The sequence below is a fragment of the Hydrogenophaga sp. NH-16 genome (assembly GCF_004006415.1).
Classification (GTDB): domain Bacteria; phylum Pseudomonadota; class Gammaproteobacteria; order Burkholderiales; family Burkholderiaceae_C; genus Hydrogenophaga; species Hydrogenophaga pseudoflava.
Genome location: NZ_CP029344.1, coordinates 4,129,701 through 4,153,360 on the forward strand (window position 1 = coordinate 4,129,701; position 23,660 = coordinate 4,153,360).

Annotated in this window: 23 protein-coding genes and 1 tRNA gene; 23 read left to right on the forward strand and 1 reads right to left on the reverse strand. The window is 66.0% G+C overall.

The window, feature by feature from the left end:
- Window positions 1-11: 11 nt before the first annotated feature.
- Entirely contained in the window at window positions 12-344 is a 333-nt protein-coding gene (locus DD542_RS19920; RefSeq protein ID WP_127806824.1) for a metal-sulfur cluster assembly factor, read from the reverse strand.
- Window positions 345-453: 109 nt separating this feature from the next.
- Here DD542_RS19920 and DD542_RS19925 point away from each other — a divergent pair, with 109 nt between their 5' ends.
- From DD542_RS19925 to nuoH, 23 genes are all read left to right on the forward strand, one after another.
- Complete coding sequence (locus DD542_RS19925) at window positions 454-888, forward strand: cytochrome c (protein WP_066150021.1); 435 nt, start codon at window positions 454-456, stop codon at window positions 886-888.
- Window positions 889-901: 13 nt separating this feature from the next.
- On the forward strand, window positions 902-2,353 hold the full coding sequence (locus DD542_RS19930; protein ID WP_066150024.1) for a cbb3-type cytochrome c oxidase subunit I: 1,452 nt from the start codon (window positions 902-904) through the stop codon (window positions 2,351-2,353).
- 18 nt (window positions 2,354-2,371) lie between these two features.
- Complete coding sequence (locus DD542_RS19935; RefSeq protein ID WP_127806825.1) at window positions 2,372-3,184, forward strand: CbbQ/NirQ/NorQ/GpvN family protein; 813 nt, start codon at window positions 2,372-2,374, stop codon at window positions 3,182-3,184.
- Window positions 3,185-3,236: 52 nt separating this feature from the next.
- Window positions 3,237-4,190 carry a 4Fe-4S binding protein gene (locus DD542_RS19940; protein ID WP_079366941.1) on the forward strand — a complete coding sequence of 318 codons (954 nt, stop codon included), beginning with the start codon at window positions 3,237-3,239 and terminating at the stop codon, window positions 4,188-4,190.
- Entirely contained in the window at window positions 4,190-6,040 is a 1,851-nt protein-coding gene (locus DD542_RS19945; RefSeq protein ID WP_127806826.1) for a VWA domain-containing protein, read from the forward strand. Before DD542_RS19940 ends, DD542_RS19945 begins: the two co-directional genes overlap by 1 nt.
- A 70-nt stretch (window positions 6,041-6,110) precedes the next feature.
- Window positions 6,111-6,803: a Crp/Fnr family transcriptional regulator gene (locus DD542_RS19950; RefSeq protein WP_127806827.1), complete on the forward strand. Its 693-nt coding sequence runs from the start codon at window positions 6,111-6,113 to the stop codon at window positions 6,801-6,803.
- 25 nt (window positions 6,804-6,828) lie between these two features.
- Window positions 6,829-7,920 carry a tRNA (adenosine(37)-N6)-threonylcarbamoyltransferase complex transferase subunit TsaD gene (gene tsaD / locus DD542_RS19955; protein WP_127806828.1) on the forward strand — a complete coding sequence of 364 codons (1,092 nt, stop codon included), beginning with the start codon at window positions 6,829-6,831 and terminating at the stop codon, window positions 7,918-7,920.
- A 120-nt stretch (window positions 7,921-8,040) separates the two neighbouring features.
- On the forward strand, window positions 8,041-9,330 hold the full coding sequence (locus tag DD542_RS19960) for a branched-chain amino acid ABC transporter substrate-binding protein (protein WP_127806829.1): 1,290 nt from the start codon (window positions 8,041-8,043) through the stop codon (window positions 9,328-9,330).
- 15 nt (window positions 9,331-9,345) lie between these two features.
- On the forward strand, window positions 9,346-10,524 hold the full coding sequence (locus DD542_RS19965; protein ID WP_079366937.1) for a pyridoxal phosphate-dependent aminotransferase: 1,179 nt from the start codon (window positions 9,346-9,348) through the stop codon (window positions 10,522-10,524).
- 130 nt (window positions 10,525-10,654) lie between these two features.
- Window positions 10,655-10,921 (forward strand): 30S ribosomal protein S15, encoded by a 267-nt coding sequence (gene rpsO, locus DD542_RS19970; protein ID WP_066150048.1) that lies wholly within the window; start codon window positions 10,655-10,657, stop codon window positions 10,919-10,921.
- A 229-nt stretch (window positions 10,922-11,150) separates the two neighbouring features.
- Window positions 11,151-13,280, forward strand: a complete 2,130-nt coding sequence (gene pnp, locus DD542_RS19975) for a polyribonucleotide nucleotidyltransferase (protein ID WP_079366936.1) — start codon at window positions 11,151-11,153, stop codon at window positions 13,278-13,280.
- Between the two features lie 17 nt (window positions 13,281-13,297).
- The gene (locus DD542_RS19980) at window positions 13,298-14,287 is read left to right on the forward strand and encodes an NAD(P)H-quinone oxidoreductase (RefSeq protein ID WP_127806830.1); all 990 of its coding nucleotides are present in this window, start codon (window positions 13,298-13,300) and stop codon (window positions 14,285-14,287) included.
- A 19-nt stretch (window positions 14,288-14,306) separates the two neighbouring features.
- Window positions 14,307-15,050, forward strand: coding sequence for a triose-phosphate isomerase (gene tpiA / locus DD542_RS19985; RefSeq protein WP_127806831.1), 744 nt, complete (start codon window positions 14,307-14,309; stop codon window positions 15,048-15,050).
- 33 nt (window positions 15,051-15,083) lie between these two features.
- Window positions 15,084-15,479 (forward strand): preprotein translocase subunit SecG, encoded by a 396-nt coding sequence (gene secG, locus DD542_RS19990; RefSeq protein ID WP_066150060.1) that lies wholly within the window; start codon window positions 15,084-15,086, stop codon window positions 15,477-15,479.
- Window positions 15,480-15,634: 155 nt separating this feature from the next.
- Window positions 15,635-15,719, forward strand: a tRNA-Leu gene (locus DD542_RS19995).
- A gap of 49 nt (window positions 15,720-15,768) precedes the next feature.
- On the forward strand, window positions 15,769-16,128 hold the full coding sequence (locus DD542_RS20000) for an NADH-quinone oxidoreductase subunit A (RefSeq protein ID WP_066150062.1): 360 nt from the start codon (window positions 15,769-15,771) through the stop codon (window positions 16,126-16,128).
- 27 nt (window positions 16,129-16,155) lie between these two features.
- Window positions 16,156-16,635: an NADH-quinone oxidoreductase subunit B gene (locus DD542_RS20005; protein WP_066150065.1), complete on the forward strand. Its 480-nt coding sequence runs from the start codon at window positions 16,156-16,158 to the stop codon at window positions 16,633-16,635.
- 32 nt (window positions 16,636-16,667) lie between these two features.
- Entirely contained in the window at window positions 16,668-17,282 is a 615-nt protein-coding gene (locus tag DD542_RS20010) for an NADH-quinone oxidoreductase subunit C (protein ID WP_079366933.1), read from the forward strand.
- Window positions 17,283-17,284: 2 nt separating this feature from the next.
- Window positions 17,285-18,538, forward strand: a complete 1,254-nt coding sequence (locus DD542_RS20015; protein WP_066150070.1) for an NADH-quinone oxidoreductase subunit D — start codon at window positions 17,285-17,287, stop codon at window positions 18,536-18,538.
- 35 nt (window positions 18,539-18,573) lie between these two features.
- Window positions 18,574-19,068 carry an NADH-quinone oxidoreductase subunit NuoE gene (nuoE, locus tag DD542_RS20020; RefSeq protein WP_066150074.1) on the forward strand — a complete coding sequence of 165 codons (495 nt, stop codon included), beginning with the start codon at window positions 18,574-18,576 and terminating at the stop codon, window positions 19,066-19,068.
- A complete protein-coding gene (gene nuoF / locus DD542_RS20025; protein ID WP_066150077.1) occupies window positions 19,065-20,432 on the forward strand; it encodes an NADH-quinone oxidoreductase subunit NuoF in 1,368 nt (455 codons plus the stop codon). The genes nuoE and nuoF overlap by 4 nt, the downstream gene beginning before the upstream one ends.
- A 13-nt stretch (window positions 20,433-20,445) precedes the next feature.
- Window positions 20,446-22,572 carry an NADH-quinone oxidoreductase subunit NuoG gene (nuoG, locus tag DD542_RS20030; RefSeq protein WP_127806832.1) on the forward strand — a complete coding sequence of 709 codons (2,127 nt, stop codon included), beginning with the start codon at window positions 20,446-20,448 and terminating at the stop codon, window positions 22,570-22,572.
- Window positions 22,569-23,651 (forward strand): NADH-quinone oxidoreductase subunit NuoH, encoded by a 1,083-nt coding sequence (gene nuoH, locus DD542_RS20035; RefSeq protein WP_079366931.1) that lies wholly within the window; start codon window positions 22,569-22,571, stop codon window positions 23,649-23,651. Before nuoG ends, nuoH begins: the two co-directional genes overlap by 4 nt.
- Window positions 23,652-23,660: the final 9 nt, after the last annotated feature.

Here is a 23,660-nt window from a genome sequence, read left to right on the forward strand (position 1 = left end):
GGAGGGCGGGTTCACCATCCGAAGCGCGCCCGCAGCGCCGGCGCCAGCCGCTCGGGCGACCACTCGGTGTCCCAGTCCATCTGCACGTCCACCGTGGTGCCGGGCGGGCAGACACGCTGCACGGCGGTCAGGGCGTCGTCCACCATCACATCGGCCATGGGGCAGGTGGCGCTGGTGGGAATGAGCGTGACGGCGACCGAGGCGCCGTCGATGCGCACCTCACCGACCACACCCAGGTCCACCAGGTTCTCGCCCATTTCGGGGTCGTCCACGGTGGCCAGGGCGGCCATGACGGTGCTGTGCAGGTCGGCGCCCGGTGCGTTCGTATCGGTCTTTGTGTCCATGGAACCTCACTGTGAACGGGCCTTGTGACCCCATCCTTGAACCAGTTCAAGGACGATACCCGAGCAAAACAGGAGGATACGCGCCATCAACCAGTGATGGAGGGCTTCCATGAGCCAGACGCAAAGCGGGTTTACCAAACAGACCGCCCGCAACATGTTCTATGGTGGCAGCGTGTTTTTCGCGCTGCTTTTCGCGGTGATCGTGTTCGACACCGAGAAACGCATCCCCGAGCGCTCCAACGCGCAGGCGATCACACCCGCCGTCGTGGCGGGCAAGAAGATCTGGGAGACGCGCAACTGCATCGGCTGCCACACGCTGCTGGGCGAGGGCGCCTACTTCGCCCCCGAACTGGGCAACGTCTACAAGCGCCGTGGTGGCGACTTCATCAAGGGCTGGATGAAGGCCATGCCCACGGGGGCGCCGCACCGCCGCCAGATGCCGCAGTTCGACCTGAACGAGCAGCAGCTCAACGATCTGGTCGAGTTCCTCAAGTGGACCGGCGAGATCAACACCGAGAAGTGGCCGCCCAACATCGAAGGCTGACCGGAGAAGCACCATGACCATCGCAACACTCAAGTACCAGAGCCAGTCGGTCTCCAGGAACTACTTCATCGCCGCCATGGTGCTGTTCGCCGGACAGGTGATCTTCGGCATCACCCTCGGCCTGCAGTACGTGATCGGGGACCTGTTCTTCCCCTACATCCCCTTCAACGTGGCCCGCATGGTCCACACCAACCTGCTCATCGTGTGGCTGCTGTTCGGCTTCATGGGCGCGGCCTACTACATGGTGCCGGAGGAATCCGAAACCGAGCTGTATTCGCCCTTGCTGGCGAAGATCCTGTTCTGGGTCTTCCTGGCGGCCGGAGCGCTGACCATCGTCGGCTACCTCACGCTGCCCTACGCCAAGCTGGCCGAACTCACCGGCAACCAGTTGCTGGAGACCATGGGCCGCGAGTTCCTGGAACAGCCGCTGCCGACCAAGATCGGCATCGTGATCGTGGCGCTGGCCTTCCTGTTCAACATCACCATGACCGTGCTCAAGGGCCGCAAGACCGCCATCACGGTGGTGCTGCTGATGGGCCTGTGGGGCCTGGCGATCTTCTTCCTGTTCAGCTTCGTCAACCCGCACAACCTGGTGCGCGACAAGATGTACTGGTGGTTCGTCGTCCACCTCTGGGTGGAAGGCGTGTGGGAGCTGATCCTGGGCGCGCTGCTGGCCTATGTGCTGGTCAAGACCACCGGTGTGGACCGTGAGGTGATCGACAAGTGGCTGTACGTGATCATCGCCTTCGCGCTGATGACCGGCATCCTGGGAACGGGCCACCACTTCTTCTTCATCGGCCTGCCCGGCTACTGGCAGTGGATCGGCTCGATCTTCTCGGCCATGGAACCCATTCCGTTCTTCATGATGACGGTGTTCGCCTTCAACATGGTGCAGCGCCGCCGCCGCGAACACCCGAACCAGGCCGCCGTGCTGTGGGCCGTGGGGACCTCGGTCATGGGCTTCCTGGGCGCCGGCCTGTGGGGCTTCATCCACACGCTCAGCCCGGTCAACTACTACACCCACGGCTCGCAGATCACCGCCGCCCACGGTCACCTGGCCTTCTACGGTGCCTATGTGCTGGTGGTCATCACGCTGATCAGCTACGCCATGCCCACGCTGCGCGGCCGCATCGCCAACAGCCAGAAGGCCCAGTCCGCCGAGATGTGGAGCTTCTGGGTCATGACCATCGGCATGTCCGTGATGGTGCTGGCCCTGACCGGCGCCGGCATCCTCCAGGTCTGGCTGCAGCGCATGCCCACCGAAGGCGCCATGGGCTTCATGGCCACGCAGGACCAGCTGGCCTTCTTCTACTGGACCCGCGTCGCCGGGGGTGTGATCTTCCTGCTCGGCCAGTTGCTGTACTTCGCCAGCTTCTTCATCGGTGGCGAGCCGGTGCGCGCCGACACCGTGAAGACCAGCGCAGGTGGTGGCGTGCTCGGTGCCCGTCCCGCACAACGCGCCTGATGGAACGAGGACACGGTCATGGACCACAGTGAACAGCAGCATCTGGTGAATGCCCCGTTCTACGCCGAACAGGCCGGCGAGGTCGCGCTCTTCGAGCACGCCTTCCGCCAGCGCCTGCCGGTGCTGATCAAGGGCCCCACCGGCTGCGGCAAGACCCGCTTCGTGGAGCACATGGCCGCGCGCCTGGGGCGCCCGCTCATCACCGTGAGCTGCCACGACGACCTGAGCGCGGCCGACCTGGTCGGCCGCCACCTGATCGGCGAGCAGGGCACGGTCTGGGCCGACGGCCCGCTGGCCCGCGCGGTGCGCAGCGGCGCCATCTGCTACCTCGACGAGGTGGTGGAAGCCCGCAAGGACACCACCGTGGTGCTGCACCCGCTGGCCGACGACCGCCGCGTGCTGCCCATCGAACGCACCGGCGAACAACTGGTGGCGCCACCGGGCTTCATGCTGGTGGTCAGCTACAACCCCGGCTACCAGAACCTGCTCAAGAGCCTCAAGCCCAGCACGCGCCAGCGCTTCGTGGCGCTGACCTTCGGCTACCCCGCGCCCGACGTGGAGCGCGGCATCGTGGTGGCCGAGGCGGGTGTCGAACCCGCGCTGGCCGAGCGCCTGGTGACGCTGGCGCAGGCGCTGCGGCGCCTGACCGACCACGACCTCGAAGAAACCGTGAGCACGCGCCTGCTGGTGATGGCGGCGCGCCTGGTCGCCAGCGGCCTGACGCTGCACGTGGCCTGCCGTTCGGCCATCGTCGACGCGCTGACCGACGACTTCGAGACCGCCGCCGCGCTCGACGAGGTGGTGGTCGCCATCCTCGGAACCCGCACCTGAATTCCGTTTGCAGCGGCGGCGCTGCGCCTTCCTCCTCGTTTGCCACACAAACATGCAGCGCCGCCGCCTCTTCTTCCAGCTCGGCTTCTTCGCCCTGTTCCTGCTGGCCCCCGCACTGAACCTGCTGCGCTTCGACCTGCACGAGGCCCAGCTCTGGGTCTTGGGCCAGCGCTGGAGTCTGGGCATCGACGCCTTCCGCGCCGGCGAGATCAGCGCCAACCAGGCCGCCATCCAGATCTTCGTCAGGGCCTTCCTGCCCGCCATCGTGCTGATCGTCGCCTTCCTGGGCGTGGCCTGGAAGTACGGCCGCCTCTACTGCGGCTGGCTCTGCCCGCACTTCACGCTGGTGGAAACGCTCAACACCGCGCTGCACCGCGCCTGCGGCAAGCTCAGCATCTGGGACAAACACCGCACCCGGCGCGCAGGCGTCCAGCCCTCGGCCCGCTGGTGGCCGGTGTTCTTCACGCTCTGCGCCGTGTTCGGCTTCCTCTGGGCCATCACGCTGCTGACCTACCTGCTGCCACCGGCCGAAATCTGGGGTGGTCTGTTCAGCGGCACGCTCACGCCCAACCAGGCGCGTTTCCTGGGCGCGGGCTCGCTCATCTTCACGCTGGAATTCGCCTTCGCCCGCCACCTGTTCTGCCGCTTCGGCTGCGCGGTGGGCCTGTTCCAGAGCCTGGTCTGGATGGCCAACCCCAAGGGCATGGTGGTGGCGTTTGACCGCGACAACGCCCGCGACTGCCGCACCTGCACCACCGCCACCTACCCGCAGGGTTCGGCCTGCGACAACGGCTGTCCCATGCGCCTGCACCCGCGCAACATCAAACGCATGATGTTCTCGTGCGTGCAGTGCGGCCAGTGCCTGGATTCGTGTGAAGAAACGCGGACCGCTCAAAAGAGCGAGCCGCTGCTGGAATGGAAGGTCGGCGCCGACGCGGTGCGCGAAACATTGCGCCAACGCAAGGCCGAGCGCGAGGCGGCCGCCGTCCTCGAAAGGAACGTCTGATGGAAGAGTGGGTCGGCAAACAGTGGGACCGCTTCATCCGCCGCGCGGCCCACCGCCAGCACGATGCGGCCGCGGTCACCCTCGGCGACATGCAGCGCACGCTGCACCTGATGTTCCGCGCCGCAGGCGGCGCACCGGCGGTGCGGGTGGCGCCCGCGGCCGAGACCCGCGTGGGCGGCGCCCGCGACTGGCTGCAGCGCGTGGCCGGCACCGGCACCCACGCTGCCACCGGCCGGCTGGAACCCGAAGCGCTGTCGCTGCCGCCGGTGATCGCCGTGCACGCCGACCCGGCGCTCAACCGCGCGCTCTACCTGTGGCTGGCCGCGCTGGCCGCCCACATCGAACCCACCGGTGACTGGATCGCCGACAACCGGCGCGCCACGCAGCGTGCGCTGGCCACCTTCCCCGGTCTGGCCGAACGCCACACCCAGCTGCTGGCTGCCGAAACCGCACTGCGGCCAGCCCCCTCGCGCCTGCGCGGCCGAGCCGCCGAGGCCGAGCGCCGGGTGCAGCAGGCGCTGGCCGGGCAGGACGATGAACCCGTGGGCGGTCATCCGGTCGGCGATGTTCGGCCCGACGAGGTGGCGCCGGTCTGGCTCTGGCTGGACACCACGGCCGCAGCCGCCGCCGCGCCGGTGGCGCGCGACCAGGAACCCGAGGCATCGGGCGCCGAGCGCCCAGCCACCACCCAGGACGCGCGCCGCCGCCGTGCGCAGACGGTGGCCGACGAACGCGACAAGGCGCCGCTGATGATGTTCTTCCGCGCCGAATCCATCCTGTCCTGGGGCGAGTTCGTCAAGGTCAACCGCGCCAGCGACGATGACGACGACGGCAACGCGCTGGCCGCGGCCAACGACATGGATGTGCTCGCCATCGCGCCCGACGGACAGACCACGGCCTCGCGCGTGAAGTTCGACCTCGACCTGCCCAGTGCCGCCGCCGACGACCGGCCGCTGGGCCCTGGCATCCGCCTGCCCGAGTGGGACGGGCGTCGCGGGCAGCTGATCGAAGACCACTGCGCGCTGCAGACCCTGGTGACGGCCGAGCCACCGGTTTTTTCGCCACCGCCGGCCCTGAAGGTCACGGCCCGCCGCGTGCGCCGCCGCATGGAGGTGCTGCGCGGCGGCATGGGCCGTCTGCACGCCCAGCCCGAAGGCGACGAGCTCGATCTGGACGCCTGGGTGCGCCACGCCGTGGAAGCGGCGGCCGCACCGCGCAGCGAGTCGCCCGCGGTGTTCAGTCGTCGGGTGCGCAGCGAGCGCAGCCTGGCCACGCTGCTGCTGGCCGACCTCTCCCTGTCCACGGACGCCTACGCCACGCAGACCGCGCGCGTGATCGATGTGATCCGCGACGCGCTCTATGTGTTCGGCGAGGCGCTCTCCGCCAGCGGCGACCCGTTCGAGATGCTGGGCTTTTCTTCGGTGCGGCGGCAGAACGTGCGCATCCACCAGCTCAAGGGCTTCGATGAGGCCTGGGGGTCACGGCCCCGCGACCGCGTGGGGGCCATCAAGCCCGGCTACTACACCCGCATGGGCGCGGCCATCCGCCACGCCACCGCGAGGCTGGCCGAGCGGCCCGAACGCCAGCGCCTGCTGCTGTTGCTGACCGACGGCAAGCCCAACGACCTGGACGTGTACGAAGGCCGCTACGGCCTGGAGGACACGCGCCACGCGGTGCAGGCCGCGCGCACGGCCGGTCTGCTGCCGTTCTGCATCACCATCGACGAGACCGCCCACGACTACCTGCCCGCGCTGTTCGGCGACCAGGGCTACGCGCTGGTGCGGCGTCCGCAGGAACTGGTCAACAAGCTGTCGGCGGTCCACCAGCGCTTCATGGCCCGTGCCGCCTGAAGGGCTGTCCGGTTCTGGTCGCGGTTCGCGGCTACAGTCGGTGGCTCCACCGACCCGACCGCCTGTTTCCATGGACCTGTCCCGCTTCGACCTGCCGCGCTACCTCTCGATGCTGCCCCTGTTCCAGGAGATGCAGGCGCCCGAGCTGCAGCGCCTGGCCCAGGGCGCCCAGTTGCGCGAGTTCGCGCGTGGCGCCGACATCTTCCGCATCGGCGACCCCTGCGACGAGTTCCATGTCACCGTGGCGGGCCAGGTCAAGCTGTTCGCCATCTCGCCGGCCGGGCAGGAAAAGATCATCGAGCTCGTCGGGCCGGGCAACAGCTTCGCCGAGGCGCTGATGTTCATGCAGCGGCCCTACATCATCAACGCCCAGGCCCTGACCGACACCCTGCTGCTGAGCGTGTCGCGCGCGGCGGTGATGCACGAGATCCAGGGCGACGCGCAGTTCTGCATGCGCATGCTCGCGGGCCTCTCGCGCCGCCTGCACGGCCTGGTCAACGACGTGCAGGCCTATTCGCTGCACAGCGGTGTTGAGCGCGTGATCGGCTACCTGATGCGCGACCTGCCCGAAGAGGGCGGCGAGGCCGCGGCCAGCGTGCTGCTGCCGGTGAGCAAGGCCTCCATCGCCTCGCGCCTGTCGATGACGCCGGAGTACTTCTCCAAGGTACTGCGCGAACTGGAAGACCAGGGCCTGATCGCGGTCGACAAGCGCGAGATCCGGTTGCTGGACACCCAGCGCTTGAGCCGCTACCCCTTGCAGTGAAGGTGGCCCGTACACTCGTCGCCCTATGTTGATTCTCGGATTCGAGTCTTCCTGCGACGAAACCGGTGTCGCCCTGGTCGACGCCAGTGGCGACGCCACGCCGCGCCTGCTGGGTCACGCGCTGCACAGCCAGATCGAGATGCACCAGGCCTACGGCGGCGTGGTGCCCGAGCTGGCCAGTCGCGACCACATCCGCCGCGTGCTGCCGCTGACCGACGCGGTCATGGCCCAGGCCGGCCTGCCGCTGTCGGCGGTGGACGCGATCGCCCACACCCGCGGCCCCGGCCTGGCTGGAGCGCTGCTGGTGGGCTCGGGCGTGGCCTGCGCCCTGGGCATGGCCCTGGGCAAGCCGGTGATCGGCGTGCACCACCTCGAAGGCCACCTGCTCTCGCCCTTCCTGAGCGCCGATCCGCCGCAGTTTCCCTTCGTCGCGCTGCTGGTCTCCGGCGGCCACACCCAGCTGATGCGGGTGGACGGGGTGGGGCGTTACGAGCTGCTGGGCGAAACCATCGACGACGCCGCTGGCGAGGCGTTTGACAAGTCGGCCAAGCTGCTGGGCCTGGGCTACCCGGGCGGGCCGGCGCTGTCGAAGCTGGCGCAGCAGGGCGATCCGGCGGCCTACAAGCTGCCACGGCCGCTGCTGCACAGCGGCGATCTGGACTTTTCCTTTGCCGGCCTCAAGACGGCGGTGCTCACCCAGGTCAAGCGCCTGGCCCAGGCGCACCCGGATGGCCCGGCCACCAGCCACCTGGCCGACCCACTGACGGCGCAGCAGAAGGCCGACGTGGCCGCCAGCGCGCAGGCCGCCATCGTGGACGTGCTGGTGAAGAAGTCGCTCGCGGCGCTCGACCAGACCCGCCTGCAGCGCCTCGTGGTCGCTGGTGGCGTGGGCGCCAACAGCCGGCTGCGCGAGCAGCTCAACGCCGCCTGCGCCCGGCGCAAGGTCCGCGTGCACTACCCCGAGCTGCACCTGTGCACCGACAACGGCGCCATGATCGCCCTGGCCGCAGGCCTGCGCGTGCAGGCCGGTCTGGCGGATCTGGCGCCGGGGGGCTACCACTTCGACGTGCGCCCACGCTGGCCACTGGCCGAGTTGTCGGCCGACACCGCCGTCTGATCCTTCCGCCCGAACCCGTGCCATACCCGGGTGGGGTGGCCTCTGTAATTATGAATTAGACTGCGATCAATCTGTCGCGTAGGTGACTCCTTGCGGCGGTGAACCACGGAGCCCACCAATATGCAATTCACTGAACACTTCTCGCGCCGCGGCGCCCTGGCCGCCCTGTTCGCGGCGTCCCTGTCATGCACCAGCGCCTGGGCGCAGCCTGCGGCCGAGCCCATCCGCATCGGCATGATCGAAGGCCTCTCGGGCCCGGTGGGCAACGCCGGCGAGGCGGTGTACCGCAACCTGGTCTGGGCCACCGAGCGCGTCAATGCGCGCGGCGGCGTGAAGCTGCCGGCCTCGCAAGGGGGCAGCCGGCCTCTGGAGGTGGTTCGCTTCGACAGCAAGGGCCAGACCGAAGAGGCGCTCTCGGGCCTGCGCTCGGCCGTCGACAAAGGCATCACCATCGTCGCGCAGGGCAATTCGTCGGCCGCAGCGGCCGGTCTGATCGACGCCATCAACAAGCACAACGAGCGCGACACCGCGCGCCAGGTGGTGTTCCTCAACTACTCGGCGGTCGACCCGCTGCTGACCAACGCCAAGTGCAGCTACTGGCACTTCCGCTTCGATGCCCACGCCGACATGCGCATGGGCGCGCTGATGAGCGTGCTCAGGGAAGACAAGGCGCTGAAAGGCATCTACCTGATCGGCCAGGACTATTCCTTCGGCCAGGCGGTGCTCGCCGAGGCGCGCCAACAACTGGCGGCCCAGCGGCCGGACGTGAAGATCGTCGGCGACGAGCTGCACCCCATGGCCCGCATCAAGGACTTCGCGCCCTACGCCGCCAAGATCAAGGCCAGCGGCGCGCAGGCCGTGCTCACCGGCAACTGGGGCAACGACCTGACCCTGCTGGTCAAGGCCGCCCGCGAGGTCGGTTTCGAAGGCAGCTTCTACACCTTCTACGGCAACGCACTGGGCGCCCCGGCGGCCATGGGCGACGCCGGCATCGGCAAGGTGGTGGCCGTGGCCGACTGGTTTCCCAATGTGCCCACGCGCGAGTCCGAAGCGTTCTACCAGTCGTTCCGCCAGCGTTTTCCCAGCCCGGCCGACGACTACGTGCACATGCGCATGCAGCTGATGATCGAAGCGCTGGCGCAGGCCATTGAGAAGGCCGGCTCGGTGAAGGCGGCCGACATCGCTGCCCAGCTGGAGAAGGCCCAGGTCACGCTGGCGGGCCAGACCGCCCGCATGCGCGCGGCCGACCACCAGTTCCAGCAGCCGCTGGCCGTGGCCGTGATGGACCGCCAAGGCGCGCCGGGTGTGAAGTTCGATGTCGAGGGCTCGGGCTACGGCTTCCGCGTCATCCGCCAGCTCACGCCCCAGCAGGCCGAGATGCCGCACAGCTGTAACATGGCACGTCCCTGATTGATTGGAGCGTTCATGCGGCCGGTGGTGGAGAGTCTGGAAGAGTCGCGCATTCGCGAAGTGGCCAATGCGGGCATGGGCCTGGATGGCGTGCTCAAGTTCTGGTTTGGCGAGAGCGACGAGGTCACGCCCGACTTCATCCGCGAGGCGGCGATTGCCTCGCTGAACGTGGGCGAAACCTTCTACGCCCACAACCTCGGCCTGCCCGAACTGCGCCACGCCATCGCCGGTTACACCCACACCCTGCACCCGCAACTGGCCACCGACCACTGGTTCGACCGCATCGCCGTCACCTCGGGCGGCGTCAATGGCCTGATGCTCGCGTCCCAGGCGCTGGTGGAGGCGGGCGACGAGGTGGTGGTGGTCACGCCGGCCTGGCCCAACCTCGTGGCGCAGCCGCAGATCATGGGCGCCCGGGTGCGCACCGTGCCGCTGACGGTGGCCGCCGATGGCGCCTGGGTGATGGATCTGGACGCCCTCCTGGCGTCGGTGACACCGGCCACGAAGCTGTTGATCCTCAACGCGCCCAACAACCCGACCGGCTGGACGCTGACCCGCGACGAGCAGGCCGCGATCCTGGCGCATTGCCGCCGCACCGGCACTTGGGTCCTGGCCGACGAGGTCTACGAACGCCTGTACTTCGCCGGCGACACGGCCAACGGTGCGGCGCCGAGCTTCCTGGACGTGGCCGAGCCCGATGACCGGCTGATCGTCGCCCACAGCTTTTCCAAGAGCTTCCTGATGACCGGCTGGCGCCTGGGCTGGCTGCTGCTGCCCAAGGCGCTGACGCACCCGGTCGGCAAGCTGATCGAATTCAACACCTCCTGTGCCCCCGTGTTCGTGCAGCGCGCCGCCACGGTGGCGCTGCAGCGCGGTGACGAGGTGACACCCGGGTTGGTGAAGCATCTCCAACGCTGCCGGGACACCCTGGTGCCCCTGCTGCGCGAGATCCCGTGCGTGCAGCTGGCCGAGCCCAAGGGCGGCATGTACGCCTTTTTCCGCCTCGAAGGCCAGGACGACTGTCTCGCCACCGCCAAGCGCCTGGTGCGGGAGGCGGGGCTGGGGCTGGCCCCGGGCAGCGCCTTCGGGCCGGAAGCCGCGGGCTGGCTTCGCTGGTGTTTTGCCAGCCGCGACCCGCAGCGCCTGGCCCAGGGCGCCGAGCGCCTGCGCCACTGGCTGCGCACTGCAGCCTGACCCACTGGTCTATAATGCGCGGTTGTCGCCCGATCCGGGTGGCATCTTCACGCCCGTTGTGGCGGCCGGATTTCTCCAGGGAAAGGTCGGCCGGCTGCGGCGGGTCGCACGTAACCAGACTGGAATCACCATGATCGAAAAAACCGTCAAGGCCGCTGTGGTGGCCGACAACGCCCGTGCTGCCAACGACACCGGCAGCCCCGAAGTGCAGGTCGCCATCCTGACCGCACGCATCAACGAACTGACCCCCCACTTCAAGCAGCACGCCAAGGACCACCACGGTCGCCGCGGTCTGCTGCGCATGGTCAGCCGCCGCCGCAAGCTGCTGGACTACCTCAAGTCCAAGGATGCCGACCGCTACATTGCCTTGATCGCCAAGCTGGGTCTGCGCAAGTAATCTTGAGCTTGCCGTGACACGCGAAAACGCCTGAGTTGGCTCGCCGGCTCGGGCGTTTTTCACTTTGATTTTTCAGAAAATTTTCGGATAAGGGGACGAGCAGAGCGAAGCTGTGTCATTCCAAGGGGCCTGCAACGGCGCAGGCCCGCTGGAATGGCATCGTGTTCTGCAGGTTTCCGGCTCCGGGCCGCGGGCGGCGCCACAGACGCCCATCCAACAGGAGAGACACATGACCATGTTCAACAAAGTCACCAAGACCTTCCAGTGGGGCCAGCACACGGTCCGCATGGAAACCGGCGAAATCGCCCGCCAGTCCAGCGGCGCCGTGCTGCTCGACATGGAAGGCACCGTGGTGCTGGCCACCGTCGTGGCCAAGAAGGACGCCAAGGCCGGCCAGGACTTTTTCCCCCTGACCGTCGACTACCTCGAAAAGTCCTACGCCGCCGGCAAGATTCCGGGCAGCTTCTTCAAGCGCGAAGGCCGCCCTTCCGAGTTTGAAACCCTGACCAGCCGTCTGATCGACCGCCCGATCCGCCCGCTGTTCCCGGACGGTTTCTTCAACGAAGTCCAGGTGGTCATCCACACCGTGTCGCTGAACCCGGAAGTGGACGCCGACATCGCCGCCATGATCGCCACCTCGGCTGCCCTGTCGATTTCCGGCATCCCGTTCAACGGCCCGATCGGTGCTGCGCGCGTGGGCTACATCAACGGCCAGTACGTGCTGAACCCCGGCCAGACCGAGCGCCAGAACAGCCAGATGGATCTGGTGGTGGCCGGCACCGAGGCCGCCGTGCTGATGGTCGAGTCCGAAGCCGAGCAACTGTCCGAAGAAATCATGCTGGGCGCCGTGGTGTTCGGCCACGAGCAGGGCAACATCGCCATCGCCGCCATCAACGAGCTGGTGCGCGACGCCGGTAAGCCCGAGTGGGACTGGCAGCCGCCGGCCAAGAACGAGCCGCTGATCGCCAAAGTCGAAGCCCTGGGCAAGGCCAAGCTCGAAGCCGCTTACCAGATCCGCAACAAGCAGGCCCGCACCCAGGCCTGCCGCGAGGCCTATGCCGCCGTGATGGACGGTCTGAAGGCCGAGGGCGTGGAGTTCGACAGCGTGGCCGTCGAAGGTCTGCTGTTCAACATAGAAGCCGCCATCGTGCGTGGCCAGATCCTGGCTGGCGAGCCGCGCATCGACGGCCGCGACACGCGCACCGTGCGCGCCATCGAGATCCGCAACAGCGTGCTGCCGCGCACCCACGGCTCGGCTCTGTTCACCCGCGGTGAAACCCAGGCTCTTGTGATCGCCACGCTGGGCACCGACCGCGACGCGCAGCGCATCGACGCGCTGTCCGGCGACTTCGAAGACCGCTTCATGCTGCACTACAACATGCCTCCGTTCGCCACCGGCGAAACCGGTCGCGTGGGCAGCCCCAAGCGCCGCGAAATCGGCCACGGCCGCCTGGCCAAGCGCGCGCTGATTGCCGCGCTTCCGACCAAGGAAGACTTCCCCTACACCATCCGTGTGGTGTCCGAAATCACCGAGTCCAACGGTTCTTCGTCGATGGCCTCCGTCTGCGGCGGCTGCCTGGCGCTGATGGACGCCGGCGTGCCGATGAAGGCGCACGTGGCCGGCATCGCCATGGGCCTGATCAAGGAAGGCAACCGCTTCGCGGTGCTGACCGACATCCTGGGGGACGAGGACCACCTCGGCGACATGGACTTCAAGGTGGCCGGCACGACCAACGGCATCACCGCCCTGCAGATGGACATCAAGATCCAGGGCATCACCAAGGAAATCATGCAGGTCGCCCTGGCTCAGGCCAAGGAAGCACGCATGCACATCCTGGGCAAGATGCAGGAAGCCATGGGCGAAGCGAAGACGGAAATTTCCAACTTCGCGCCGCGCCTGTACACCATGAAGATCAACCCGGAGAAGATCCGCGACGTGATCGGCAAGGGCGGCGCCACCATCCGTGCGCTGACCGAAGAGACCGGTACCCAGATCGACATCGGCGAAGACGGCACGATCACCATAGCGTCCACCGACGGTGCCAAGGCCGAGGAGGCCAAGCGCCGCATCGCCGAGATCACGGCCGAAGTGGAAGTGGGCAAGGTCTATGAAGGCCCGATCACCAAGATCCTGGACTTCGGTGCCCTGGTCAACCTGCTGCCCGGCAAGGACGGCTTGCTGCACATCAGCCAGATCGCCCACGAGCGCGTCGAGAAGGTCACGGACTACCTCAAGGAAGGCCAGATCGTGAAGGTCAAGGTGCTCGAGACCGACGAGAAGGGCCGCGTCAAGCTGTCCATGAAGGCGCTGCTGGACCGCAATGGCGGCGGCGAGCAGGCCCAGCAACAGCAACAGTAAGTCGCTGGGGCCAAGGCATGGAAGCGGTCGAGATCAGCGGCTTCGGTGCGCCCGAGGTCCTGCGCCTGACGGAGCGTCCGGCGCCGGTTGCGGGCGCGGGCGAGGTGCTGATTCGCGTGCGCGCCTCGGGCGTGAACCGCCCTGACGTGCTGCAGCGCAGCGGCTCCTATCCGCCGCCGCCGGGCGCTTCCGACCTGCCAGGTCTGGAGGTGGCCGGGGTCATCGAGTCGGGTGATGCCGATGCGATGGCGCAAGCGGGATTCAGGCTGGGCGATCGCGTCTGCGCGCTGGTGGCCGGCGGTGGCTATGCCCAGCACTGCGTTGCACCGGTCGGCCAGTGCTTGCCGGTCCCGGCTGGGTTCGACGACGTGCAGGCCGCGGCGCTGCCCGAGACCTTCTTCACCGTCTGGAGCAACGTGTTCGACCGTGGCCGCCTGCTGGCAGGCGAAACCCTGCTGGTGCAGGGTGGGACCAGCGGCATCGGTGTGACCGCGATCCAGCTGGCCAAGGCCTTTGGCGCCAACGTGATCGCCACGGCCGGCAGCGACGAGAAGTGCGCCGCCTGCCAGAACCTGGGTGCCGACCACGCCATCAACTACCGCACGCAGGACTTCTCGGCCGTGGCCAAGGAGCTGACGGGCGGGCAGGGCGTCAACGTGGTCCTCGACATGGTCGCAGGCGACTATGTGGCTCGTGAAGTCGAGTGCCTGGCCGAAGACGGCCGCCTGGTCATCATCGCGGTGCAGGGTGGCGTCAAGGCCGGATTCAACGCCGGTCTGGTGCTGCGTCGCCGGCTGGTGATCACCGGTTCCACGCTGCGGCCGCGCCCGGTGGCGTTCAAGGCCGCCATCGCCGCATCGCTGCGTGACAAGGTGTGGCCGCTGCTGGAGCAGGGCCGGGTCCAACCCGTGATCCACAGCACCTTCCCAGCGGCTCGCGCCGCTGAGGCCCACGCATTGATGGAGTCCAATCAGCACATCGGGAAGATTGTGCTGACCTGGGCCTGATCCCCTTTCGGAGACTGAGATGAGCAAGAAACTGATCGCCGGCAACTGGAAGATGAACGGCAGTCTGGCAGCCAACGAGGCATTGGTTCAGGCCATGCTGGCGGGCATCGGTCAGCCGCCGGCCGAGGTCGCACTGTGCGCACCGGCACCCTACCTGGCCCAGTTGCAGGCGCTGCTGCAGGGCAGCCCGATTGCCTGGGGTTCGCAGGACGTGTCTGCTCACGAACAGGGGGCATACACCGGCGAGATCAGCGTGGCCATGCTCAAGGACTTTGGGTGTCGCTACGCCATCGTCGGCCACAGCGAGCGCCGCCAATACCACGGTGAGACCGACGAGATCGTGGCTGCCAAGGCGCAACGCGCCCTGTCGTCTGGCATCACGCCCATTGTGTGTGTCGGTGAAACCCTGGCCGAGCGGGAGGCGAACGAGACGGAGTCGGTGGTCAAGCGCCAGCTGGCTGCGGTGATCCACACCGTGGGTCATTGCATCACCGAAATCGTGGTGGCCTACGAGCCCGTGTGGGCCATCGGCACCGGAAAGACGGCCACACCGGAAATGGCGCAGTCTGTGCACGCCGTCTTGCGGGCCCAACTGGCCGCCGCGACCACGAACCCCAAGCGGGTGCACATTCTCTACGGCGGCAGCATGAATGCGGCCAACGCGGCAAGCCTGCTGGCTCAGCCCGATATTGATGGTGGCCTGATCGGTGGTGCATCGCTCAAGGCTGCAGACTTCCTGCAAATCGTCGCCGCGGCCGGCTGACGATCATCCCCCTCACGCATTTTCGGAGCAGACATGAACGTTTTGATGACCATCCTCCAGGCTGTCCAGATCCTTGCCGCCATCGGCATGATCGGCCTGATCCTCATGCAGCATGGCAAAGGCGCCGATGCCGGTGCCGCCTTCGGCGGTGGCGCGGGTTCGGCGAGCTTGTTTGGGGCCTCCGGAGGTGCCAACTTCCTCTCGCGCACCACTGCCGTGCTCGCAGGCGTCTTCCTGACCTGCACCTTGGGCCTGGCCTACTTCGGCAACCTTGTTCCGACGACGGCGCGCTCTGGGAGCGTGTTGGAGAGCGTCGTTCCCGCGACGCAGATCCCGGCAGATTCAACTGCTCCGGCCGGTTCTTCCGCCGCGCCGGCAGAGACCCCGGCTGCACCGGCCACCGGCGCAGCGCAGATCCCTGGCAAGTAACTGCTGACAGGTGTGTGCGGCCGCTCTGGAGAGTGCATGGCGGCCGCCCCGAAAAAGCCCGGGAATTATCGAAAACCCGGATCGTTTCAGGGTAAACTCTATGGGTTGTCGAGAACGCTCACACCAGCCCTCGTGAGCCAGACAATGCAGACCCAGCCGACGTGGTGAAATTGGTAGACACGCTATCTTGAGGGGGTAGTGGCGAAAGCTGTGCGAGTTCGAGTCTCGCCGTCGGCACCAGACAAAGGCAGGCAGGGCCATCAGGCCCTGCGCATGGAACCGACCCACGATGAGTCTCGAACAATATCTCCCCGTGCTCTTGTTCATCCTGGTCGGTCTTGCCGTCGGCGTGATCCCCCAGGCCTTGGGCTACATCCTGGGGCCGAATCGGCCCGATCCCGAGAAGAATTCCCCCTACGAATGCGGCTTCGAGGCCTTCGAAGATGCGCGCATGAAGTTCGATGTCCGCTATTACCTGGTGGCCATCCTCTTCATTCTCTTTGATCTTGAAATCGCGTTCCTGATTCCCTGGGCGGTGGCGCTGACGGACATCGGTTCGACCGGCTTCTGGGTGGGCGTCATCTTCCTGATCGATCTGCTGGTCGGGTTTGTCTACGCCTGGAAGATCGGCGCCCTGGACTGGGAATGATGCGCCTGCGGGCGCTGTGGAGCACACATGATTGAAGGTGTCCTGAAAGAAGGCTTCATCACCACGAGCTACGACTCGGTGGTGAATTGGGCCAAGACTGGATCTCTCTGGCCTATGACCTTTGGTCTGGCCTGTTGCGCCGTGGAGATGATGCATGCCGCCGCAGCGCGATATGACATCGGTCGCTTTGGTGCAGAGGTGTTCCGGGCCAGCCCCCGTCAGTCCGATCTGATGATCGTGGCCGGCACCCTGTGCAACAAGATGGCGCCTGCTCTGCGCAAGGTGTACGACCAGATGGCCGAGCCTCGCTGGGTGTTGTCCATGGGGTCTTGTGCCAATGGTGGTGGCTACTACCACTACAGCTATTCCGTGGTGCGTGGCTGTGACCGCATCGTGCCGGTGGATGTCTATGTGCCAGGCTGCCCACCGACGGCCGAAGCGCTGATCTACGGGATCATCCAGCTGCAGCAGAAGATCCGTCGCACCAACACGATTGCCCGCGCCTGACCGGTGCCTGGACTGAGTCAGAAAGACGGCCCATGAGCGACACAGCTTTCTCCATCCCTGCCGAGACCATTGCTGCCCAGGTGGCGCAACTGCTTGGCGAACGCGCGCGGTCTGTCACAACCGACCGCGGTGAGGTCACCCTTGTGGTGGCTGCATCCGACTACCTTGAGGTCATGCAGACCTTGCGTGATGCGTCACAAGCTCGTTTCGAGCAACTCATTGATCTGTGCGGCATCGATTACTCCACCTACGGCGACGGCCGGTGGGAGGGGCCCCGCTTTGCAGTGGTCGTCCATCTCCTGTCGGTGAGTCTCAACCAGAGGCTGCGCGTGCGTGTGTTCTGCTCGGAAGACGATTTTCCGGTGGTGGCGTCGGTGTCCGGTCTCTGGTCGGCGGCCAACTGGTACGAGCGTGAGGCCTTCGACCTGTACGGCATCGTGTTCGAAGGCCACAACGACCTGCGCCGCATCCTGACCGACTATGGCTTCATCGGTCACCCCTTCCGCAAGGACTTTCCGCTGTCGGGTCATGTCGAGATGCGCTACGACGCCGAACGTCAGCGAGTGGTCTACGAGCCGGTGACGATCGAGCCTCGCGAAATCACACCCCGCGTGATCCGTGAAGACAACTACGGCGGGCTGCACTGATCATGGCTGAAATCAAGAACTACACACTGAACTTCGGTCCGCAGCACCCTGCAGCACACGGCGTGCTGCGTCTGGTGCTGGAGCTCGACGGTGAGGTGGTGCAGCGTGCCGATCCGCACATCGGATTGCTGCACCGCGCCACTGAGAAACTGGCCGAGCACAAGACCTTCATCCAGTCGCTGCCTTACATGGACCGTCTCGACTACGTGTCCATGATGTGCAACGAACATGCCTATTGCCTGGCCATCGAGAAGCTGCTGGGTATTGAAGTGCCGATCCGTGCGCAGTACATCCGGGTGATGTTCAGCGAGATTACACGTCTGCTGAACCACCTGATGTGGCTCGGTTCGCACGGCAATGACTGCGGCAGTTCGACCATCCTGATCTACGCGTTCCGCGAGCGGGAAGACCTGTTCGACATGTACGAAGCGGTGTCGGGTGCGCGCATGCACGCGGCCTACTTCCGCCCGGGTGGTGTCTATCGCGATCTGCCGGACACCATGCCGCAGTACAGGCACAGCAAGATCCGCAACGCCAAGGCGATGGCTGAGTTGAACCAGAACCGCCAAGGCTCGTTGCTCGACTTCATCGACGACTTTACGCAGCGGTTTCCGACCTACCTGGCGGAGTACCACACTCTGCTGACCGACAACCGGATCTGGAAGCAGCGCACGGTTGGCATCGGTGTTGTCAGTCCGGAGCGTGCTCTCAACCTGGGCATGACCGGTCCCATGCTCCGCGGTTCCGGCATCGCCTGGGATCTGCGCAAGAAGCAACCGTACGACGTGTACGACCGGGTCGAGTTCGACATCCCGGTTGGCAAGACCGGTGACACCTACGACCGCTACCTCGTCCGAATGGAAGAGATGAAGCAGTCCAACCGCATCATCAAGCAGTGCGTGGACTGGTTGCGCGCCAATCCGGGCCCGGTCATCACCGACAACCACAAGGTGGCGCCTCCCTCGCGCGAAGCGATGAAGTCGAGCATGGAAGAGCTGATCCACCACTTCAAGCTCTTCACCGAAGGCTTCCACGTGCCCGAAGGTGAGGCCTATGCCGCCGTCGAGCACCCCAAGGGTGAGTTCGGCATCTACCTGGTGAGTGATGGCGCCAACAAGCCGTACCGGCTGAAGATCCGCGCCCCTGGTTTCACGCACCTGTCCACGCTGGACGAAATGGCCAAGGGCCACATGCTGGCCGATGCGGTGGCCATCATCGGCACGATGGACATCGTTTTTGGAGAGATTGACCGATGATCTCGACCCCCGCTAACCAAGGCCCTGTGACGGCCATGGAACTGTCCGAGGCCACCAAGGCCCGCTTCGCCCGCGAAGTGGCCAAGTACCCCACGGAGCAGGCCCAATCTGCCGTGATGGCGTGTCTGTCGATCGTGCAGCAGGAGCAAGGCTACGTCAGCCACGCTGCCGAGCAGGCGATTGCCGACTACCTGGGCATGCCGGTGATGGCCGTCCACGAGGTGACGACCTTCTACAACATGTACAACCAGCGGCCGGTGGGCAAGTACAAGCTCAACGTTTGCACCAACCTGCCGTGCCAGCTGCGCGAGGGGTACACCGCGCTGCACCACCTGGAAAAGAAGCTGGGCATCGCCATGGGCGAGACCACGGCGGACGGCCTGTTCACGCTCCAGCAGAGTGAATGCTTGGGCGCCTGTGCCGATTCGCCGGTGATGCTGGTGAACGACCGCCACATGTGCAGCTTCATGAGCAATGAGAAGCTCGATCAGCTGATCGATGGTCTCAGGGCCGCGGAGGGCAAACAATGAACGCCCAGCAAGTGCTTGCTCAGTTCGCTGCCACGGGCGTGCAGACCTGTTTCCACGGTCGCCACATTGAGCCTCAGATCTACAAGGACCTGAACGGCAGCAACTGGTCGCTCAAGGACTACGAGGCGCGCGGTGGCTACCAGGCCCTGCGCAAGGTGCTGGGCATGGATGGTTCCGCGCCGAATCCCGAGACCGGTGCCGTGGGCATGACGCAGGACCAGGTGATCGCGACCGTCAAGGAGTCCGCGCTGCGCGGCCGCGGGGGCGCCGGTTTCCCCTCGGGCCTGAAGTGGAGTTTCATGCCCCGCCAGTTCCCCGGGCAGAAGTACCTCGTGTGCAACTCGGACGAGGGCGAGCCGGGCACCTGCAAGGACCGCGACATCCTCATGTACAACCCGCACATCGTCATCGAAGGCATGGCGATCGCGGCGTACGCCATGGGCATCAGCGTGGGCTACAACTACATCCACGGCGAAATCTTCGAGGTGTATGAGCGTTTCGAAGCCGCCCTGGAAGAAGCCCGTGCCGCCGGTTACCTGGGCAACAACATCATGGGCTCGAACTACTCGTTCCAGCTCCATGCCCACCATGGTTTCGGTGCTTACATCTGCGGTGAAGAAACCGCGCTGCTCGAATCGCTGGAAGGCAAGAAGGGTCAGCCCCGCTTCAAGCCGCCGTTCCCGGCCAGCTTTGGTCTCTACGGCAAGCCGACCACCATCAACAACACCGAGACCTTCGCGGCGGTGCCCTGGATCATCCGCAATGGTGGCCAGTCCTACCTCGAATGCGGCAAGCCGAACAACGGCGGTACCAAGATCTTCTCGGTCAGCGGTGACGTGAACCTGCCGGGTAACTACGAAATCCCGATGGGCACGCCGTTCTCGAAGCTGCTGGAGCTGGCCGGTGGTGTGCGCACTGGCCGCCAGCTCAAGGCGGTGATTCCTGGCGGTTCGTCTTCGCCCGTGCTGCCGGCCCACATCATCATGGACTGCACGATGGACTACGACTCCATCAGCAAGGCCGGTTCCATGCTGGGGTCGGGTGCCGTGATCGTGATGGACGACACCCGCTGCATGGTCGAGTCGCTCAAGCGCCTGTCCTACTTCTACATGCACGAGTCCTGCGGTCAGTGCACACCCTGCCGCGAAGGCACGGGCTGGCTCTGGCGCCTGGTCGACAAGATCCAGCGCGGTGACGCCAAGCCGGCCGACATGGACCTGCTGGACAACGTGGCCGAGAACATCATGGGCCGCACGATCTGTGCACTGGGTGATGCAGCGGCCATGCCGGTGCGCGCCATGCTCAAACACTTCCGTCACGAGTTCGCGGCCATGATCAAGGCCGACACCGCGACCTCTGCCTGATCCGGAACACAACATGGTTGAAATCGAACTCGACGGCCAGAAGGTCGAAGTGCCCCCGGGCAGCATGGTCATGCATGCGGCCGAGAAGGCAGGCACCTACATCCCGCACTTCTGCTACCACAAGAAGCTCTCCATCGCCGCCAGTTGCCGCATGTGTCTGGTAGAAGTGGAGAAGGCTCCCAAACCCATGCCCGCCTGCGCCACGCCGGTGACCATGGGCATGATCGTGCGCACCAAGTCCGACAAGGCCATCAAGGCCCAGAAGTCGGTGATGGAGTTCCTGCTGATCAACCACCCGCTGGATTGCCCGATCTGCGATCAGGGCGGCGAGTGCCAGTTGCAGGACCTGGCCGTGGGCTACGGTGGTGGTGCCTCGCGCTACGAAGAAGAGAAGCGCGTGGTGTTCCACAAGAACGTCGGTCCGCTGATCTCCATGGAGGAGATGAGCCGCTGCATCCACTGCACCCGCTGCGTGCGTTTCGGCCAGGAGATTGCCGGCGTGATGGAGCTGGGCATGTCCAACCGCGGAGAGCACGCCGAGATCGAGACGTTTGTTGGCCAGTCGGTGGATTCTGAACTCTCGGGCAACATGATCGACATCTGCCCGGTTGGTGCGCTCACCAGCAAGCCATTCCGCTACAGCGCACGCACCTGGGAGCTCTCGCGGCGCAAGAGCGTGAGCCCGCACGACTCGACGGGTGCCAACCTGATCGTTCAGGTGAAGAACCACCAGGTGATGCGCGTGGTCCCGCTGGAGAACGACGCCGTCAACGAATGCTGGATCGCCGATCGCGACCGCTTCTCGTACGAGGCCCTCAATGGTGAAGACCGCCTGACCCAGCCCATGCTCAAGCAAGGTGGCGAATGGCAGACCGTGGACTGGCAAACCGCGCTGGAGTATGTGGCCAACGGTCTCAAGTGCGTCAAGGACAAGCATGGCGCTGCAGCGATCGGTCTGCTGGCCAGTCCGCACAGCACGGTTGAAGAACTGTCTCTGGCCGGTGCCCTGGTGCGTGGCCTGGGCAGCGAAAACATCGACAGCCGTCTGCGCCATGCCGATTTCGGCCATGCTGCGCCGGCCGGTCAGGCCCGCTGGCTCGGGCGTCCGATTGCCGAGCTGTCGCAGTTGCAGCGCGTGCTGGTCGTGGGCTCCAACCTGCGCAAGGACCATCCGCTGTTTGCACAGCGCATCCGCCAGGCGGCCCGCAAGGGATGTCAGGTCAATGTGCTGGCGGCACAGGCCCCTGACTGGGCCATGCCGCTGAAGAACGTGCTGCTCGCCGACAGCAGTGTCTGGGTCAGTGCTCTGGCCGGAGTTGCTGCCGCTGTTGCTGCGGAAGCCGGTGTGCAGCCGCCGGTCGCCGGCAGCATCACCGACGAGGCCCGCGCAGTGGCGAAGTCCCTGCTGGGGGGCGAGCAGAAGGCCATCCTTCTGGGCAACGCCGCGGCTCACCACGAAAAGGCCTCCAGCCTGCTGGCACTCGCCAACTGGATTGGTCAGCAAACGGGCGCCTCGGTGGGCTACCTCACCGAAGCTGCCAACACCGTCGGTGCGCAGCTGGTGCGCGCCGTGCCAGGGCAGGGTGGCCTCAACGCCACGCAGATGCTCGGTGGCCAGCTAAAGGCCGCCATTCTCCTGAACACGGAGCCGGCCTTTGACAGCGCCAAGGGTGCCGAAGGACTGAAGTCCGCCGACATGGTGGTCACGCTCAGCCCTTTCAAAGCCAACATGGACATCAGCGACGTGTTGCTGCCCATTGCGCCTTTCACGGAGACCTCCGGGTCCTTCGTCAACGCCGAAGGCCGGTTGCAGAGTTTCCACGCGGTGGTGCGTCCGCTGGGCGACACGCGCCCGGCATGGAAGGTGCTTCGCGTGCTGGGCAATCTGCTGGGTTTGCCCGGGTTCGATGCCGACACCTCCCTGGCGGTGCTGGCCGCCGCCTTGCCGGGTGTCGCGGGCGGATCGTTGCTGGATGCTTCCCGTCTCAACAACGCCGATGTCGGTGTGGGGCCCGCCGCTGCCGACCAGTCGCCAGCCCAGACGTCCCCCTGTGTGGCGCCGATCTACCAGCTCGACGGGCTGGTGCGCCGCGCCACCTCGCTGCAACTCACGAGCGACGCCCGAGGAGCCCGCGCATGATCGACGCGATGTACAACGGAGGCCTTGGCCTCATCAACGCCTCCTGGTGGACCACGGCGGCCTGGCCGGTCATCTGGAGCCTGCTCAAGATCGTTGCTGTCGTCGCCCCGCTGATGGGGGCCGTGGCTTACCTGACCCTGTGGGAGCGCAAGCTGCTGGGTTTCATGCAGGTTCGCTTTGGCCCGAACCGCGTCGGCCCTGCCGGGCTGCTTCAGCCGATCGCCGATGCGGTCAAGCTGCTCACCAAGGAGTTGATCAGCCCCACCGCCGCCAGCAACGGGCTGTTTCGCCTGGGTCCCCTCATGGCCATCATGCCGGCGCTCGCCGCGTGGGTGGTGGTGCCATTCGGTCCCGAGGCAGTGATCGCCAACATCAACGCCGGCCTGCTGGTCATCCTGGCCATCACCTCGATCGAGGTGTACGGCGTGATCATTGCCGGCTGGGCCTCGAACTCCAAGTACGCCTTCCTGGGCGCGCTGCGCGCCTCTGCCCAGATGGTGAGCTATGAAATCGCCATCGGCTTCTGCTTCCTGGTGGTCGTGATGACCGCGGGCAGCTTGAACCTGGGCGACATCGTTGCGTCGCAGGCCAAGGGCCACGGTGTGAACATGGGGCTGGACTTCCTGTCTTGGAACTGGCTCCCGCTGCTGCCCATTTTTATGGTCTACCTGATTTCGGGCGTGGCCGAAACCAACCGGCACCCGTTTGACGTGGTCGAGGGCGAAGCAGAAATCGTGGCCGGCCACATGGTCGAGTACTCAGGCATGGGCTTTGCGATCTTCTTCCTGGCCGAGTACGCCAGCATGTGGCTGGTGTCCATCCTGGCGGTGGTGATGTTCCTCGGCGGCTGGCTGCCCCCGATCGACAGCGCCCTGTTCAACTGGATTCCAGGCTGGATCTGGCTGGGTGCCAAGACCTTCTTCGTGGTGTCCCTGTTCATCTGGATCCGCGCCACTTTCCCCCGTTTCCGCTACGACCAGATCATGCGTCTGGGCTGGAAGATTTTCATTCCCGTCACGCTGGTCTGGCTGCTGCTCGTCGGCGGCCTGATGCAGACCTCGTGGAATCTCTGGAAATAAGCAAGGCGA

Bases quoted from the DNA above. Each gene is read 5' to 3' on its own strand.
- DD542_RS19920 (WP_127806824.1), bottom strand. From the start codon at position 344: ATGGACACAAAGACCGATACGAACGCACCGGGCGCCGACCTGCACAGC.
- DD542_RS19925 (WP_066150021.1), top strand. From the start codon at position 454: ATGAGCCAGACGCAAAGCGGGTTTACCAAACAGACCGCCCGCAACATG.
- DD542_RS19930 (WP_066150024.1), top strand. From the start codon at position 902: ATGACCATCGCAACACTCAAGTACCAGAGCCAGTCGGTCTCCAGGAAC.
- DD542_RS19935 (WP_127806825.1), top strand. From the start codon at position 2,372: ATGGACCACAGTGAACAGCAGCATCTGGTGAATGCCCCGTTCTACGCC.
- DD542_RS19940 (WP_079366941.1), top strand. From the start codon at position 3,237: ATGCAGCGCCGCCGCCTCTTCTTCCAGCTCGGCTTCTTCGCCCTGTTC.
- DD542_RS19945 (WP_127806826.1), top strand. From the start codon at position 4,190: ATGGAAGAGTGGGTCGGCAAACAGTGGGACCGCTTCATCCGCCGCGCG.
- DD542_RS19950 (WP_127806827.1), top strand. From the start codon at position 6,111: ATGGACCTGTCCCGCTTCGACCTGCCGCGCTACCTCTCGATGCTGCCC.
- tsaD (WP_127806828.1), top strand. From the start codon at position 6,829: ATGTTGATTCTCGGATTCGAGTCTTCCTGCGACGAAACCGGTGTCGCC.
- DD542_RS19960 (WP_127806829.1), top strand. From the start codon at position 8,041: ATGCAATTCACTGAACACTTCTCGCGCCGCGGCGCCCTGGCCGCCCTG.
- DD542_RS19965 (WP_079366937.1), top strand. From the start codon at position 9,346: ATGCGGCCGGTGGTGGAGAGTCTGGAAGAGTCGCGCATTCGCGAAGTG.
- rpsO (WP_066150048.1), top strand. From the start codon at position 10,655: ATGATCGAAAAAACCGTCAAGGCCGCTGTGGTGGCCGACAACGCCCGT.
- pnp (WP_079366936.1), top strand. From the start codon at position 11,151: ATGACCATGTTCAACAAAGTCACCAAGACCTTCCAGTGGGGCCAGCAC.
- DD542_RS19980 (WP_127806830.1), top strand. From the start codon at position 13,298: ATGGAAGCGGTCGAGATCAGCGGCTTCGGTGCGCCCGAGGTCCTGCGC.
- tpiA (WP_127806831.1), top strand. From the start codon at position 14,307: ATGAGCAAGAAACTGATCGCCGGCAACTGGAAGATGAACGGCAGTCTG.
- secG (WP_066150060.1), top strand. From the start codon at position 15,084: ATGAACGTTTTGATGACCATCCTCCAGGCTGTCCAGATCCTTGCCGCC.
- DD542_RS20000 (WP_066150062.1), top strand. From the start codon at position 15,769: ATGAGTCTCGAACAATATCTCCCCGTGCTCTTGTTCATCCTGGTCGGT.
- DD542_RS20005 (WP_066150065.1), top strand. From the start codon at position 16,156: ATGATTGAAGGTGTCCTGAAAGAAGGCTTCATCACCACGAGCTACGAC.
- DD542_RS20010 (WP_079366933.1), top strand. From the start codon at position 16,668: ATGAGCGACACAGCTTTCTCCATCCCTGCCGAGACCATTGCTGCCCAG.
- DD542_RS20015 (WP_066150070.1), top strand. From the start codon at position 17,285: ATGGCTGAAATCAAGAACTACACACTGAACTTCGGTCCGCAGCACCCT.
- nuoE (WP_066150074.1), top strand. From the start codon at position 18,574: ATGGAACTGTCCGAGGCCACCAAGGCCCGCTTCGCCCGCGAAGTGGCC.
- nuoF (WP_066150077.1), top strand. From the start codon at position 19,065: ATGAACGCCCAGCAAGTGCTTGCTCAGTTCGCTGCCACGGGCGTGCAG.
- nuoG (WP_127806832.1), top strand. From the start codon at position 20,446: ATGGTTGAAATCGAACTCGACGGCCAGAAGGTCGAAGTGCCCCCGGGC.
- nuoH (WP_079366931.1), top strand. From the start codon at position 22,569: ATGATCGACGCGATGTACAACGGAGGCCTTGGCCTCATCAACGCCTCC.